12 protein-coding genes are annotated in these 14,541 nt (G+C 58.1%); 8 read left to right on the forward strand and 4 right to left on the reverse strand.

Annotation, left to right across the window (positions count from 1 at the left end; all coding sequences use genetic code 11):
- The first annotated feature begins 175 nt into the window (after positions 1-175).
- On the forward strand, positions 176-2,695 hold the full coding sequence (locus ELE36_RS04900) for a choice-of-anchor Q domain-containing protein (RefSeq protein WP_129832025.1): 2,520 nt from the start codon (positions 176-178) through the stop codon (positions 2,693-2,695).
- Positions 2,696-2,927: 232 nt separating this feature from the next.
- On the forward strand, positions 2,928-3,395 hold the full coding sequence (gene msrB, locus ELE36_RS04905) for a peptide-methionine (R)-S-oxide reductase MsrB (RefSeq protein ID WP_129832026.1): 468 nt from the start codon (positions 2,928-2,930) through the stop codon (positions 3,393-3,395).
- A gap of 106 nt (positions 3,396-3,501) precedes the next feature.
- Here the strand turns inward: msrB and ELE36_RS04910 are convergent, their stop codons facing one another.
- Together ELE36_RS04910 and ELE36_RS04915 are read right to left on the reverse strand one after the other, a co-directional pair.
- Positions 3,502-4,227, reverse strand: coding sequence for a YebC/PmpR family DNA-binding transcriptional regulator (locus tag ELE36_RS04910; protein WP_129832027.1), 726 nt, complete (start codon positions 4,225-4,227; stop codon positions 3,502-3,504).
- A gap of 191 nt (positions 4,228-4,418) precedes the next feature.
- The gene (locus ELE36_RS04915) at positions 4,419-5,438 is read right to left on the reverse strand and encodes a TraB/GumN family protein (protein ID WP_129832028.1); all 1,020 of its coding nucleotides are present in this window, start codon (positions 5,436-5,438) and stop codon (positions 4,419-4,421) included.
- 307 nt (positions 5,439-5,745) lie between these two features.
- On the opposite strand from ELE36_RS04915, the gene ELE36_RS04920 reads away from it, so the two are divergent.
- On the forward strand, positions 5,746-6,276 hold the full coding sequence (locus ELE36_RS04920) for a molybdopterin-dependent oxidoreductase (RefSeq protein WP_129832029.1): 531 nt from the start codon (positions 5,746-5,748) through the stop codon (positions 6,274-6,276).
- Between the two features lie 38 nt (positions 6,277-6,314).
- Here the strand turns inward: ELE36_RS04920 and cysN are convergent, their stop codons facing one another.
- Together cysN and cysD are read right to left on the reverse strand one after the other, a co-directional pair.
- A complete protein-coding gene (gene cysN, locus ELE36_RS04925) occupies positions 6,315-8,222 on the reverse strand; it encodes a sulfate adenylyltransferase subunit CysN (protein ID WP_129832030.1) in 1,908 nt (635 codons plus the stop codon).
- Positions 8,222-9,124 carry a sulfate adenylyltransferase subunit CysD gene (gene cysD / locus ELE36_RS04930; protein WP_129832031.1) on the reverse strand — a complete coding sequence of 301 codons (903 nt, stop codon included), beginning with the start codon at positions 9,122-9,124 and terminating at the stop codon, positions 8,222-8,224. Before cysD ends, cysN begins: the two co-directional genes overlap by 1 nt.
- Before the next feature lie 256 nt (positions 9,125-9,380).
- On the opposite strand from cysD, the gene rfbB reads away from it, so the two are divergent.
- From rfbB to ELE36_RS04955, 5 genes are all read left to right on the forward strand, one after another.
- Positions 9,381-10,436, forward strand: a complete 1,056-nt coding sequence (gene rfbB, locus ELE36_RS04935) for a dTDP-glucose 4,6-dehydratase (protein ID WP_129832032.1) — start codon at positions 9,381-9,383, stop codon at positions 10,434-10,436.
- A gap of 71 nt (positions 10,437-10,507) precedes the next feature.
- Positions 10,508-11,395 carry a glucose-1-phosphate thymidylyltransferase RfbA gene (gene rfbA / locus ELE36_RS04940; RefSeq protein WP_129832033.1) on the forward strand — a complete coding sequence of 296 codons (888 nt, stop codon included), beginning with the start codon at positions 10,508-10,510 and terminating at the stop codon, positions 11,393-11,395.
- On the forward strand, positions 11,392-11,949 hold the full coding sequence (gene rfbC / locus ELE36_RS04945; RefSeq protein WP_129832034.1) for a dTDP-4-dehydrorhamnose 3,5-epimerase: 558 nt from the start codon (positions 11,392-11,394) through the stop codon (positions 11,947-11,949). The genes rfbA and rfbC overlap by 4 nt, the downstream gene beginning before the upstream one ends.
- The gene (rfbD, locus tag ELE36_RS04950; protein ID WP_129832035.1) at positions 11,946-12,878 is read left to right on the forward strand and encodes a dTDP-4-dehydrorhamnose reductase; all 933 of its coding nucleotides are present in this window, start codon (positions 11,946-11,948) and stop codon (positions 12,876-12,878) included. The genes rfbC and rfbD overlap by 4 nt, the downstream gene beginning before the upstream one ends.
- A gap of 15 nt (positions 12,879-12,893) precedes the next feature.
- Positions 12,894-14,336, forward strand: a complete 1,443-nt coding sequence (locus ELE36_RS04955) for a mannose-1-phosphate guanylyltransferase/mannose-6-phosphate isomerase (protein ID WP_129832036.1) — start codon at positions 12,894-12,896, stop codon at positions 14,334-14,336.
- Positions 14,337-14,541: the final 205 nt, after the last annotated feature.

Raw genomic sequence — 14,541 nt, forward strand, 5'->3', positions numbered from 1 at the left:
TAACCGGTCGTGTGCAACGCGTCGCACTACGCCGAACTTCGGATTTCTGCCGATGCCGTTATCAGCTAGACGCATATCCGGCCGCGCCGCGGCGGCGCTGTGTCCGGTTTCCACAGCAACCTCGTTTTGAGATAGCAAGGATGTCTTGCGTGCATCCACTCACCGAGGAATCGACATGGACACCCGCTCTTTTTTTCAACACTCGCTGCCGTCTCTGCTAGTTCGCACGTTATTCGCTGTTCCGCTGATGGGTTTCGTGGCGTCGTCCGCGGTGCATGCGGCATCGGATTGCGCTAACAGCAATGCGCAGCTGAAAGCCGATCTTGCCAAATCCGAAACTCAGGCAGACAACGCGCCGTACACCATCAAGCTCATGCAAGGTACCTACAACCTTGGCTACACGATTGTGAATCCGACCAGCCAATTGACCATCGCTGGCGGTTACACCGATGCCAGCTGCACCACGCGCAGTATCGATCCGGCCAATACGAGGATCGATTTTGGCGGCACCGGTTTTCTGCACATCGCCCAGAATTCTGCGTCACCGATCGCCAGCATCACGCTGGAAGGCATCACCTTCCAGAATGGCGAAAGCGTGAGCTTGTTCACGGGCGGCTACAACCAATTTTCTGCCGATGACGCGGGCAATATCAGCATTCGCAATTCGCGCTTCACCGGTTTGAACAGCACTAATCCGCCGGACGCCTATTTTTTCGAAGATCAGCCGATTCAGTTCACCACCTACAAGGGTACGCTGAGCATCGTCAACAGCGTTTTCGATCACCTGATACAAGCGCCAGGCGGTGTATGCGAAGCGGTGCTTGACCTGTGGGACGATGCGGCGGTCGTGATGATGTTCGACAGCATACATACCTCAAGCGGTCAATCATTCTGCATCGAGCCGGATTCGACCGGCTCCAAAAACACCGTTCAAGTATTCAACAGTATTTTCTGGCCGACCGATGGTTTGTATGGCACCAATAAGCCGCTCTACATCACTGATTCCGGCGGTGCGGTTCCGGATGTATCGCTCTACTACAGCACGTTTTATCTGGGCTTCGATGGACCTGCCACGACCAAGGAATTCAATACTTTGACTGGTCCGCAGAACGATCCGCAGTGGCTTAATCCAGTCGCCGGGCCGAATGCCAATTACGGTATCAGTCCAACATCCAGCGCGATCAATTCGGGCTATCCGGCGCCGATCAACAATTTTTATCCCAGCATCGATATCGCTTCGAGTCCACGCACGACGGGCGGCGCGGTGGATCGTGGTGCGGTGGAATCGCCGTACTTCTACCAGTCGAGCACCATCGTTACCAACACCAACAATGCGGGGCAGGGATCCTTGCGTGATGCCATCACCGTGGCCAACAAATCCGGCAACGCCGACACGATCACGTTCTCGCCACAGCTCGGTTGTCCGGCAGTAATCCAGTTGACGTCGGCGTTGCCGAACATCACCACGCCGATCACGATCGACGGTTATCTCAACAATCCGGCGGCGGTCTACAACAGCGACCCCAATGCGTTCAACGCAAACTTGTGCATAGTGATCAAGGAGCAGACCTACGACACGATTGCCACGGGTCTTTCCGTGATGTCGCCCGGCAGCCTCGATTTGCGCGGTGTCGCGATGGGAGGTTTCACCCAGCAGGTTTTTGTGGCTAGCAACGCCACCGCCAAAATTAGTGGCAGTCAATTCGGTGGCAGTGTCGGTGGGATAAATTTGCCTGGAGCGAATGCAAATGCGATCGCAGTCTTTAATGTCACAAACGGCAAGATCAGCATCGGTGGCGATTCGCCGGGTGAGCGTAACGTCATCAACAATGCCACCAGCAACGGTATTTTCATGGATAGCACGGTCTCAACGCCGAATTGCAGCATCACCAACAATCTGGTCGGCTTGGCACCGAATGGCGTGAGCGCCAACGGCAACGGCTATGGCATGCAGTTGAAAAGCAGCTATTGCGATGTCTCGAAAAACCGCGTCGCCGGAAATTTCAACGACGGAATCTGGATCCCAGCACAAGGGTCGCACAACAAGATCCATGGCAATGTCTTCGGCATGGATGTGCTCGGCAACCCGGTACTCAGCTATGGTTGGGCGGTGCTGGTGGATGGTAGCAACAACGTGATCGGTGATTCGCAATTGGCTGGTTACCATCCCGACCAAGGCAACGTGATCAGCTACATGGGCGATGGCGGCGTGCTTGTGAACAACTACAGCAACAGCGTGCGCGCCAATCTCAGCAGCTACAACGGTTATGCCCACGATGGCAGCGTGCCGGATATCAAGCTTGGCCCGAACGGAAATTTCCAGCAGGGGTTTCCGGTGATTGATAGCCTGTCGCTGCCGAACGGCATGCCAGTAGGATCAGCGAAGCCCGGCACGATTACCGCGCATTTGAATAGTGGGGCCAATTCCAGCTACCGCGTCGATGTTTATTATTCGGGCGCGTGCTCGCCCAGTGGGCGCGGTCACGCGGAATTTTATCTCGGCTCGCAGCTGGTCAACACCAATGCCAGCGGCTACGCAACGTTCAGCATGCCGCTGATGTTGCCGGATTATCTGCCGACCTCGGTGATCAGTCTCACCGCTACCGATGCCTATGCCAACTCCTCGGAGATGGGTAGCTGTTTCGCGATAAAGAATTTCGACGACACCATCTTCCGCGACAAATTCGGCGGTTAAAGTTTTATGCACACCACTAGGGCGCCGACCGGCGCTCTGGTGGTTTCATGCGACAACCTGATTGATAACGCCGACGCGCTTGTTAGTCGTACAACCGGCCATACTTCCTGTAGTGCCGCATCGCCCGGCGACCACTTCGATGAATTAGCGCAGGCAATCACCACTGGCCGCTTCACACGCATCATCGACAGTCCACGGACAATACTCAGCGCGTCATCATCAGGAGCCAGCCATGAACACGTTTGATCTCACTCCACCCACCGATGCGCAGCGCCGCGAGTTGAGCGCCGGACTCAGCGGCGACGAGCGCCGCGTATTACTCGAGCACGGCACCGAAGCCGCGTTCTGCGGTGTGTTTCTCGACAACAAGAAAGACGGCGTCTACACCTGCCGACTGTGTGCGTTGCCGTTATTCCGCTCGAATGCGAAGTTCGATTCAGGCACCGGCTGGCCGAGTTTTTTCGAGCCGTTCGATGTGGCCCACATCCGTACCATCCGCGATGCGAGCTACGGCATGGTGCGCACCGAAATCGTCTGCGCGCGTTGCGGCAGTCATCTCGGTCACGTATTTCCTGATGGTCCGCCGCCGACCGGCGATCGGCATTGCCTTAACTCGGTATCGCTCGGATTTACCGAAAAAGGCCAGCCATTGCCGGATGTATTGCATCGCGGTGGCGCGGAAGCTGCACCTGCTGAATGAGTGTCCTGCTGCGCGCCTGACAAACTCGCGAGCACACGACCGTGCTCGCGAATTCGCCATCGATCGTTCGGACGTTTAAACGGCCAAACGTTTAAACTATCTGACGTTAAGCGGCTAGTTCGGGCAGGTCGGCGTTGTGATACACGTCCTGCACGTCGTCGAGTTCTTCGAGCCATTCGAGCAGATCGTGCAAGGTCTCGGCGACGTCACCGCTGACCGCGACACGATTCGCCGGACGCATCACCACATCGGCGCGCAAGGGTTTGAGTCCCGCCGCCGCGAGCGCTTTTTTCACCGCTTCGAAATTTTCCTGCGTGCACAACACCAGGCTTTGGCCGGCGTCGGCTTGCACATCATCGGCGCCTGCTTCTAGCGCGGCTTCGAGCACTTTTTCCTCGGCTGCTGGCGTGGCGGTATCGAACACCAGTTCGCCGACTTTGGAAAACTGAAACGCGACCGAACCGGTCGTGCCGAGATTGCCGCCGTTCTTGGTCAGCGCGTGGCGGACATCGGCAACCGTGCGCGTCGGATTATCAGTCATGCAATCGATGATCAGCGCGACGCCGGACGGGCCGTAACCTTCGTAGCGCAGCTCCTGCATGTTGTCTGCGCCATCGGCACCGGAACCGCGCTTGATCGCGCGCTCGATGGTGTCTTTGGTCATGTTCGATGCGAGCGCTTTTTCGATGCCCATGCGCAGGCGCGCGTTGCTCGCCGGATCAGAGCCGTTGCGTGCAGCCACGGTGATCTCGCGGATGAATTTGGTGAACATTTTGCCGCGCTTGGAATCCTCGGCGTTCTTGCGACCTTCGATGCTGGGGCCTCTGCCCATAAACGTTCCTGCGACTGTGGTGATGTGGCTGACGTAGCGTCGCACGCGAGACAACCGCGGCGGCGGATTGCGGCAGATTCTATCAGGCCCGCTCGGGCCACACCTAGCCGCAGCACAGCAGAGATTTTGAGTCGCCGCCAAACCGATGAATTTTGACCGATCAGCGTGTCGCGGCGATCACTACTCACAGCCTATTGCGGCTCTTCCACGGTATAGCCGAGTGCGCGCAAACGCGCGAGGCGGCCGTCGGGTTTCACGAGTTCGGCGATCGATACCACGGCAAGCGTGCTGCGATTTTTTGCGAGCGCAGTCTGCACGGCCGTCATCCATGCGTTGATCATGCGTTTCTGCACCTGCTGCACGCGATCACGCAATCCGGGCGCGCTGGATATCGCCGCGAGGCAGGTAGCCTTCTGGTCGGGATAGGGCAGGCTGCGCAACGCATTCAAGTCGCCACTGGCCCAAGCATTCGCGCGCAGCTGCATCGATTGCATGTCGGTTTCGACGCGCTGCATCGTGGTTTCGAGACACGCGATATCGGCGGCGACTGGTGTGGTCTCGAACTCCTTGATCGTTGCTTTCGGATCGTCCAGCTCGATGTCTATTTTCGGCGAGGTCACCGGAATCTTGTTTTTCTTCGCCGCCTGCTTGACCACGTCCCACGCCGCATTTTTCGAGCTCAATCCCGAGCGATCCACCGCCTTCTCGTAAAGCTCCTGCGCGGCCAGCATCGGCCGACGCGATTCGATGCCGTTGTCGCGTCCGATGTATTTTGCTTTCAGTGCCGACCAGCGTGCGTATTGTTCAGGCGAAAGCACATCCTTCAGTTTTGCGCCGTCCGGGTTCTTGCGTGCACGCAGCAACGACGGCACCAGGGTGAGACCGCGAAAAAACCCGACGTTGATTTTCGCCGAGGAATCGCCGATCACTTCTTGCGAATCCGCGATTACGGCTTCGGTATCTTTCGAGCGCCACGACATCTTTTTCGGCAGCGGCGCGAGTGTGCCGAGGATCCACAACACGTGATCGTTCTTCGATACTTTCCACAACCCCGGGCCGGGTTGTTCGCCAGTCACGAGCACCTGATCGAGCTCGGTGGCCGCGGCATCGGCTGGCAGCGGCGCCTCGCTCGACGTTTGCGCGAACGTCGGCGCGCACAGCAGGGATAACAGAAACACGCCTGAAGCCGGACGCAAGAAAGTCAGTTTCATTGGGGATGATGAATGCTTGATGGTGGGTTGGAGTCGATGGAGGCGAGCTGTTGCGGCATTAGAAATTTACGCCGCCAATATTGGAATGCGTTGTAGCACAGACGATTCTTCGCACTTGTTCAATCGGCGTTATTTCGGTGATTGTCGGCGACCTCGTTTAGGCGGGGTTGGGTTCGCGATGTAGGCATCGTGCCTTCGCAGAGGCTTTCAAGTGATACGAATTTCATACGCACTGATATAGTCAGGCGAATATATCGACCAAGCTCGACTTCTCCCATGATGTATCAAACTTTGGAGTTCCCAGACCATGCCTGCTGCGAAAGTGATAGCGAAGATAGCTTTTGCCGCCGTTCTGATTCTGTCGCTCGCGCCGTTTGCAAACATTCAAGCCAAGGAAGCTTCTGTCGTTGCAGCGGTGCCCTCGGTGCAGATCGGCGGTGATGCGATCGCCGCGCCGTTACATCTGAGCATGGCCGATCTCGCCTCGATGCCGCGCAGCAAAGTCACGGCCAGCGAACACGGCACGCAGGGCACGTGGGAAGGCGTCAGTCTGATCGAGCTTTTGCATCGTGCCGGTGCGCCGGTTGGCGAGGCGATACGCGGCAAGAATCTCGCGTTGTACGTGCGGATTTCAGCCGCAGATGGTTATCGCGCGGTGTTCGCACTGGCCGAACTCGATGCGCAATTTCGCAGCGATCAGGTGATCCTTGCCGACAGTCATGACGGCAAGTCGATGGATGCCAAGGAAGGTCCGTTCCGCATTATCGCCAGCGGTGACCAACGTCCGGCACGTTGGGTGCGGCAGGTCACGGCGATCGATCTTTTGCGCGCGCCCTGAGGTTGATCAAAACGATCGCCGATGCGATGCTGGTTGATTCAGGCCTGCAGCAAAACCCCGTTCGCGACGAGGTGCGCAACGATGCGTTCGGCCGCATCTTCCGAAGAAATCGTCGTGGTATCGATGCGGATCTCGGGATGCTCCGGCGTCTCGTAAGGTGAGTCGATGCCGGTGAAGTTTTTCAGATCGCCGCGCCGCGCTTTTTTGTACAGGCCTTTCGGATCGCGACGCTCGGCTTCGGCAATCGGCGTGTCGATGAATACCTCGCAGAATTCGCCGCGGTCGAGCAGCTCGCGCGCCATTTGTCGTTCGGCACGGAACGGCGAAATAAACGATACCAGCACGATCAATCCGGCGTCGACCATGAGCTTGGCGACCTCGCTGACGCGGCGAATATTCTCGACACGATCGGCATCGGTGAAACCGAGATCCTTGTTCAAACCGTGGCGCACATTGTCGCCGTCGAGCAGGTAGGAATGCCGCCCGAGCGCGTGCAGTTTTTTCTCGACCAGGTTTGCAATCGTCGATTTGCCCGCGCCCGACAAGCCGGTAAACCAGAGCACCGCGGGCCGCTGACCTTTCAGCGCGGCATGCGCGCGCTTGTCGATCTCGATCGCCTGCCAGTGAATATTCTGCGAGCGGCGCAACGCAAAATGCAGCAGGCCCGCAGCGATGGTGTTGTTGCTGATGCGATCGATCAGGATGAAGCCGCCCATGTCGCGATTCTGCGTGTAGGCATCGAAACTTATCGGCTGATCGAGCGTGATGGTGCAGACGCCGATTTCGTTGAGTTCCAGCGTTTTGCTGGCGAGATGTTCGAGTGTATTGACGTTGATCTTGTACTTCGGCGGCGCGAGTGTCGCGCTCACGGTTTTGGCGCCGATCTTGAGCAGACACGGCCGCCCGGCGAGCATTTCTTCCTCGCTCATCCAGATGATCGTCGCCTCGAATTGATCGGCCACACCAGCTGGATCGCTCGTACTGCACAACACGTCGCCGCGGCTGATGTCGATCTGCTCGTTCAACGTGAGCGTGACCGATTGGCCGTTGCTGGCGAGATCGAGATCGCCATCCTGCGTGACGATGCGCGCGACCGTGGCTTCCTTGCCCGAGGGCAATACGCGCAAGCGATCGCCCGGACGCACGCTGCCGCCGACGATGCGTCCGGAGTAGCCACGAAATTCCGAATTCGGTCGGTTCACCCATTGCACCGGAAAACGAAACGGATCGGTCGGCATATCTCCAGCGATGCTGACTGAATCGAGATAGTCGATCAGCACCGGACCGCGATACCACGGCGTGTTGGTACTCGGTGTAGTGATGTTGTCGCCGCGCAATGCCGAGATCGGAATGCAGACGATATCGTCGAGCCCGATACGTTGCGCAAATGCGCGATAGTCGTGCGCGATGCGCTCGAATACTTCCTGCGAATAATCGAGCATGTCGAGCTTGTTGATCGCGACCACGATCTTGCGGATGCCGAGCAGCGAGACCAGATAACTGTGGCGGCGTGTTTGTGTCAGCAGGCCTTGGCGTGCATCGATCAGGATTACCGCGACATCGGCGGTCGACGCGCCGGTCACCATGTTGCGTGTGTATTGTTCGTGGCCCGGTGTGTCGGCGACGATGAACTTGCGTTTCTCGGTGGCGAAAAAACGATACGCCACATCGATCGTGATGCCTTGTTCGCGCTCGGCGGAAAGGCCATCCACGAGCAGCGCGAAATCCAGATCGTCGCCTTGCGTGCCGACGCTTTTGGAATCCGCGGCGAGCGTGGCGAGTTGATCCTCGAACAGCATTTTCGATTCGTACAACAGCCGCCCGATCAGCGTGCTTTTACCATCATCGACACTGCCGCAGGTGATGAAACGCAACAGGCTTTTGTGCGCCTGAGTGTGCAGATATTGTTCGATCGATGGAGCGCCGAGGTCGTTGGAAATGCTCATCAGAAATATCCTTCCTGCTTTTTCTTTTCCATCGAGCCGGACACATCACGGTCGATCATCCTGCCTTGCCGTTCCGAGGTTTTTGCGATCAGCATTTCCTGGATGATCGCAGCCAGCGAATCCGCCTCGCTTTCGATCGCGCCGGTCAGCGGATAACAACCCAGCGTGCGGAAACGTACATTCCTCATCGTCGGTTGTTCGCCCGCGCGCAACGGCAAACGCTCGTCATCGACCATGATCAGCGCGCCATCGCGTTCGACCACGGGCCGCGGCTGGGCCAGGTACAGCGGTACGATCGGAATCTGTTCGCGATAAATGTATTGCCAGATATCCAGCTCGGTCCAGTTCGACAGCGGAAACACGCGCAGACTTTCACCGATATTCTTGCGTGCGTTGTACAGCCGCCAGAGTTCCGGGCGTTGCTGTTTCGGATCCCAGCGATGCTGCGCCGAGCGCAACGAAAATACGCGTTCCTTGGCGCGCGATTTCTCTTCGTCGCGGCGCGCGCCGCCGAAAGCGAGATCAAATCCGTGCGCATCCAGCGCCTGCTTCAAGCCCTGGGTTTTCCAGATGTCGGTATGCAGCGCCGAGCCGTGGGTGAATGGATTGATGCCGTCGCGCAGGCCGTCGGGATTGGTGTGCACGATCAATTCCATGCCGGTGCGTTGCACCATCGCATCGCGAAATACGTACATCTCGCGAAACTTCCACGTGGTATCGACATGTAGCAGCGCAAACGGCGGCTTCGACGGATAAAACGCCTTCAGCGCGAGATGCAGCATCACCGCGCTGTCCTTGCCGATCGAATACAGCATCACGGGCTTGGCGCTTTCGGCCACGGCTTCGCGCAGGATATCGATGCTTTCGGCTTCGAGTCGTTGCAGATGAGTCAGGCTGGGCATTGCGTGGTGCGTTCCTCGGGTACGCCACAACTGCGGCTTTTGCTTGGAGATTTCTTAGCCAACAAGGGTATAACACTGCGCCAGAACGTGCTGAACCCAGTGCGAATAAGCATATAACGCTGTCGCGGAGTTGCGCAGAATGGGCAGGCTTGAAGCAAGCAGAATCGTTCGATATTCCGTCCGTGCTGGCATGCCGGGCCCGGATTAAGCGAAAATGGCGGTTCAGCCCGATGTTCGGGTGCAAACGACGCGCTCAATGAAAACTCTTTTCGTGACTGGTGGTGCCGGATTTATCGGCGGCAATTTTGTGCTCGATCTGCTCGCCCGCGGCGGGTATCGCATCGTCAATCTCGACAAACTCACCTACGCCGGCAACCCGGATACCTTGAGCAGCGTGCAGGCGCACGCCGACTATCGATTTGTTCACGGTGACATCGGCGATGCCGAACTGGTATCGCGTCTATTGGCCGAGCATCAACCCGATGCGGTCGTGAATTTCGCCGCCGAATCGCATGTCGATCGCTCGATCGACGGGCCGGCGGAATTTGTCCAGACCAATGTTGTCGGCACTTTGAGCCTGCTCGAATCGACCTTGAAATTCTGGCGCACGCTCGACGAAAAGAGGCGCGCCGAGTTTCGTTTCCTGCATGTTTCCACCGACGAGGTTTACGGCTCGCTTGGTGCCGAAGGACGCTTCACTGAAACCACGGCGTACGCGCCGAATTCGCCATACTCGGCGTCGAAGGCGGCCTCCGATCATTTGGTGCGCGCGTTCCATCACACCTACGGCCTGCCGACGCTGACGACCAATTGCTCGAACAATTACGGGCCATTCCAGTTTCCGGAAAAGCTCATCCCGCTGATGATCCAGAAAGCGCTGACCGCGCAACCGCTGCCGGTTTACGGCGACGGCTTGAACGTGCGCGATTGGCTGTTCGTGACCGATCATTGCCGCGCGATCCAGCGCGCGCTCGAAGCAGGGCGGGTCGGCGAGGTCTACAACGTCGGCGGTGATGCCGAGCGCGAAAATATCCATGTCGTCAAAACTATTTGCACATTGCTCGACGAGCGCCGTCCGCTGGCCGATGGCAAAAAACGCGAGGCGCTGATCACCTACGTCAAGGATAGGCCCGGCCATGATCGACGTTATGCGATCGACGCGAGCAAGATCAAGCGCGAACTCGACTGGTCGCAAACCGAGACCTTTGAATCCGGTATCGCGCGCACCGTCGACTGGTATCTTGCCAATCAGACATGGTGTCAGCGTGTGCTCGACGGCAGCTATCGCGGCGAGCGTCTCGGCGGCGCGTAATCCCGTATTGCTTCACTGATGGCTTCACTACACAAATTCGCAAAATCGATCGCTGACATGAAGGGCTGGACGTGAATACACACAAGGGAATTATTCTGGCCGGCGGCTCCGGCACGCGTCTGTATCCGCTCACCCAGGTGATCAGCAAACAGCTGCTGCCTGTGTACGACAAGCCGATGATTTATTACCCGCTGAGCACCTTGATGCTGGCCGGCATCCGGCAAATCCTCGTGATCAATACGCCGCACGAACAGGCTTTGTTTCGTGCGCTGCTTGGAGACGGATCGCAGTGGGGCATCGAGATTTCGTATGCGCCGCAACCAAGTCCCGACGGGCTCGCGCAGGCGTTTGTGATCGGTTGCGATTTTGTCGGCAACGATCCGAGCTGCCTGATTCTCGGCGACAATATTTTCTACGGCCACGGCCTCACCGAAGTGCTGCGCCGCGCCGGCAGCCGCACGCATGGCGCGACGGTATTCGGCTACTGGGTGAAGGATCCGGATCGTTATGGCGTGGCCGAATTCGATCATGCCGACCGGGTGATCGGGCTCGAAGAAAAACCTGCGCAGCCGAAGTCGAACTACGCCGTCACTGGTTTGTATTTCTACGATTCGCGCGTTTGCGATTTCGCTGCCGATCTCAAACCGTCGCCACGCGGCGAACTCGAAATCACCGACCTCAATCGTTGTTACCTCGACGATCATTCGCTGATGGTGGAAAAACTCGGACGCGGTTACGCGTGGCTCGATACCGGCACACACGAGTCGCTGGTCGAGGCGTCGAACTTCATCCAGACCATCGAAAATCGCCAGGGTTTGAAAGTGTGCTGCCCCGAGGAAATCGCCTTCGTCAACGGCTGGATCGACGCCGAGCAATTGCTGCGTCTGGCCAAGCCGCTGGCCAAGAACGGCTACGGCCAGTATCTGCAAAACCTCGCAAAAACCGGTGTGCGCGCATGAAGTTGATCAAGACGCCGTTGCCCGAGTGTCTGGTGATCGAACCGACTGTGCATGGCGATGCACGCGGATTTTTCTACGAGAGTTTTCATGCGGCGAAGTTCGCCGGCATCGGCCTCGATCTGAAATTCGTGCAGACGAATGTGTCGCGCTCGGCGCAGAACGTACTGCGCGGCTTGCACTATCAGTATCCGAATCCGCAGGGGAAATTGGTCAGCGTGCTCGAAGGCGAAGTCTACGATGTCGCCGTGGATATCCGTGTCGGCTCGCCCAATTTCGGGCGCTGGGCGGCGGTGGTTTTGTCGGCCGAAAACAAACGCCATTTCTGGATACCGGAAGGTTTTGCGCATGGTTTTGCGGTGCTGAGCGAGAACGCCACCTTCAGTTATCAATGCACCAATTTGTACGAACACGCGCACGACGCAAGTGTGCGCTGGAACGATGCCGCGATCGGTATCGACTGGCCGATCAGTGCGCCGTTATTGTCGGACAAGGATCAGCGCGCGCCGTTTCTCGCCGATATCGCGCACGAAAAATTGCCGAAGTACACGCCGTGAAAATCCTGCTGCTCGGTGCGAACGGCCAGGTCGGCTTTGAGCTCGCGCGCACGCTCGCGCCGCTCGGCGAGTTGGTCTGCGCCACTCGCTCCGGTATCTTGCCCGGCGCGATTGTTTGCGAAACCGCAGATCTTGATCAATCGGAAAAGCTGCTCGATTTGCTCGACAGAATCTCACCCGATCTGATCGTCAACGCCGCCGCCTACACGGCGGTTGATCGCGCCGAAGACGAACCGGAATTGGCTGATCGCAGCAATCATCAAGCGCTTGCAGTGCTAGGTGGCTGGGCGAAAAAACGCGGCGCGAGTATCGTCCATTATTCGACCGATTATGTGTTCGACGGTCGCGCCACAAGACCCTATCGCGAAGATGATGTAACGGCGCCGCTTGGTGTTTATGGGCGCAGTAAACTCGCCGGTGAACAGGCTTTACGCGACTCTGGATGTCGCCATTTGATTTTGCGCACGGCGTGGGTCTACGGCGCGCGCGGGCAGAATTTTCTGCGCACGATGTTGCGTATTGGCGCGCAGCGTGAGCAGCTGAATGTGGTGGCCGATCAGCGTGGCGCGCCGACCTGCAGTCGTCTGATCGCAGCGACCACCGCGGCGCTGTTATCGCGTTGGTTGGGCTGGAATGAAATACAGCGCAGCGGGGCATGCGGCATCTACCATCTGAGTGCCGCCGGCGAATGTTCGTGGCACGAGTTTGCCAGTGCGATCATGCGTGCTGGTCTGGCGGCGGGCTTGCTTGCGCGTTTACCGCAAGTCATCGCGATTACGACTGCGGAATATCCGACCAAGGCGGCGCGTCCTGCGTATTCAGTGCTGAATACGCAGCGTCTACAAGAAAAATTCGGCCTCGTTCTGCCGCCGTGGCAGCAGGGCCTGAACGATGTCATCGGCGAGCTGGCGGAAGCCGCGCGCGGTTAATTTTTGGAGTAAGGCATGTTGATTCCCGTCATTCTTTCCGGTGGTGCCGGCACGCGGCTATGGCCGGTGTCGCGCAGCGCGTATCCGAAACCTTTCATGCAGATGGGCGACGGCCAGTCGCTGCTGTACAAGACGCTGGATCGCGCGCTGAAAATTACCGGCGCGGGCGGCAGCGTGCTGACCGTGACGGGGCGAGATTATTATTTTCTGACGCGTGATGAATACGCGACTCATCCGCAGGCGCAGGTCGACAAACTTCCGTTCCTGCTCGAACCCGTGGGCCGCAACACGGCGCCAGCGATCGTGCTCGCGGCGATGTACGCGCGCGAACAGCTCGGCGCGGATGCGACCTTGCTGGTGTTGCCGGCCGATCATCTGATCCGCGATCTGGATGCGTTCGCTGCTGATGCGCAACGCGCGAACGCGCTCGCGCAGGATGGCTGGCTGGTGACGTTCGGCATTCGGCCGACCCATCCTGAAACCGGGTTCGGCTACATCCGCATGGGTGCGGCGATAACCGCACATGAAGGTCGCGAGATCGGCGCGTTCGTCGAAAAACCGGACCTTGAGAAAGCCGAAACTTACGTTGCCTCTGGCGAGTACGTGTGGAACTCCGGCATGTTCTGTTTCCGCGCCGATGTGTTGCTGGAAACCGCGCAGCAAACCTGTCCGGATGTTTATGCGGCCGCACAGCTTTGTTACGCCCAGCATATCGGCAGTGCGAGTCCGGTCGAATTTGCGCGCGATGCGTTTCTTGCGCAGCCCGATATTTCGATCGACTACGCGATCATGGAGCGCGCCGCGAAGCGCGCCGTGGTGCCGGCGCAATTCGATTGGAGTGATATCGGCTCGTGGAAAGCGATGAGCGACATCGCGCCGGAAAGCGAAACCGACGATGCCGGCAATCGTATCCGCGGCAGCGCGATCGTGATCGAAAGCGAGAACTGCTACATCCAGGGTGAAAAACGTCTGGTCGCCGCGGTCGGTGTGAAAAATCTCGTGATCATCGATACCGGCGATGCGGTGCTCGTGGCGGATCGCGAACGCGCGCAGCAAGTAAAGCTCGTGGTCGAGCAACTGCGTGCCAGCGGTCACGATGCGGCCAAACACCATCAGACCGTGCATCGGCCATGGGGCAGCTACACCGTGCTCGAAGATGCGCCGGACTGCAAGGTCAAACGGCTCGTGGTGAAACCGGGGCAGGTGCTTTCCCTGCAACTGCACCATCGTCGCAGCGAGCATTGGACTGTGGTCAGCGGCGTCGCCAAAGTGAGAGTCGGCGAAGAGGAATTTCTACTCGAACGCAACGAATCCACTTACATCCCGATGAACACGATTCATCGTCTGGAAAACCCCACCGATACCGATATCGCCCTGATCGAAGTGCAGTGCGGCGACTATTTCGGTGAGGACGACATCGTCCGGCTCGAAGATCGTTACGGGCGCGTCGCGGGATGAGAGTTATGCCCATAGCTGAGCGGCGCGTGTCGCTGGCTGCATCCACCCATGCTGATACTTGCGTATCTGTGGCTGAAATTCTGGTTCATTTATGAGGCGCTCGTAAAACTTCGTCCAACGCCGATACGTTGATCCAGCGTTTTGTGCTGTATCTTTACAACTTGTAAAGCTTTTGTAAAAAAGATGACGTTTTGCGGCTTTTGCT

Origin of the sequence: Pseudolysobacter antarcticus (assembly GCF_004168365.1) — a bacterium.
GTDB lineage: Bacteria > Pseudomonadota > Gammaproteobacteria > Xanthomonadales > Rhodanobacteraceae > Pseudolysobacter > Pseudolysobacter antarcticus.

Excerpts from the sequence above, each read along its gene's own strand:
- ELE36_RS04920 (WP_129832029.1), top strand. The coding sequence starts at position 5,746 with ATGCCTGCTGCGAAAGTGATAGCGAAGATAGCTTTTGCCGCCGTTCTG.
- rfbB (WP_129832032.1), top strand. The coding sequence starts at position 9,381 with ATGAAAACTCTTTTCGTGACTGGTGGTGCCGGATTTATCGGCGGCAAT.
- ELE36_RS04915 (WP_129832028.1), bottom strand. The coding sequence starts at position 5,438 with ATGAAACTGACTTTCTTGCGTCCGGCTTCAGGCGTGTTTCTGTTATCC.
- ELE36_RS04900 (WP_129832025.1), top strand. The coding sequence starts at position 176 with ATGGACACCCGCTCTTTTTTTCAACACTCGCTGCCGTCTCTGCTAGTT.
- ELE36_RS04910 (WP_129832027.1), bottom strand. The coding sequence starts at position 4,227 with ATGGGCAGAGGCCCCAGCATCGAAGGTCGCAAGAACGCCGAGGATTCC.
- rfbC (WP_129832034.1), top strand. The coding sequence starts at position 11,392 with ATGAAGTTGATCAAGACGCCGTTGCCCGAGTGTCTGGTGATCGAACCG.
- msrB (WP_129832026.1), top strand. The coding sequence starts at position 2,928 with ATGAACACGTTTGATCTCACTCCACCCACCGATGCGCAGCGCCGCGAG.
- cysD (WP_129832031.1), bottom strand. The coding sequence starts at position 9,124 with ATGCCCAGCCTGACTCATCTGCAACGACTCGAAGCCGAAAGCATCGAT.
- cysN (WP_129832030.1), bottom strand. The coding sequence starts at position 8,222 with ATGAGCATTTCCAACGACCTCGGCGCTCCATCGATCGAACAATATCTG.
- ELE36_RS04955 (WP_129832036.1), top strand. The coding sequence starts at position 12,894 with ATGTTGATTCCCGTCATTCTTTCCGGTGGTGCCGGCACGCGGCTATGG.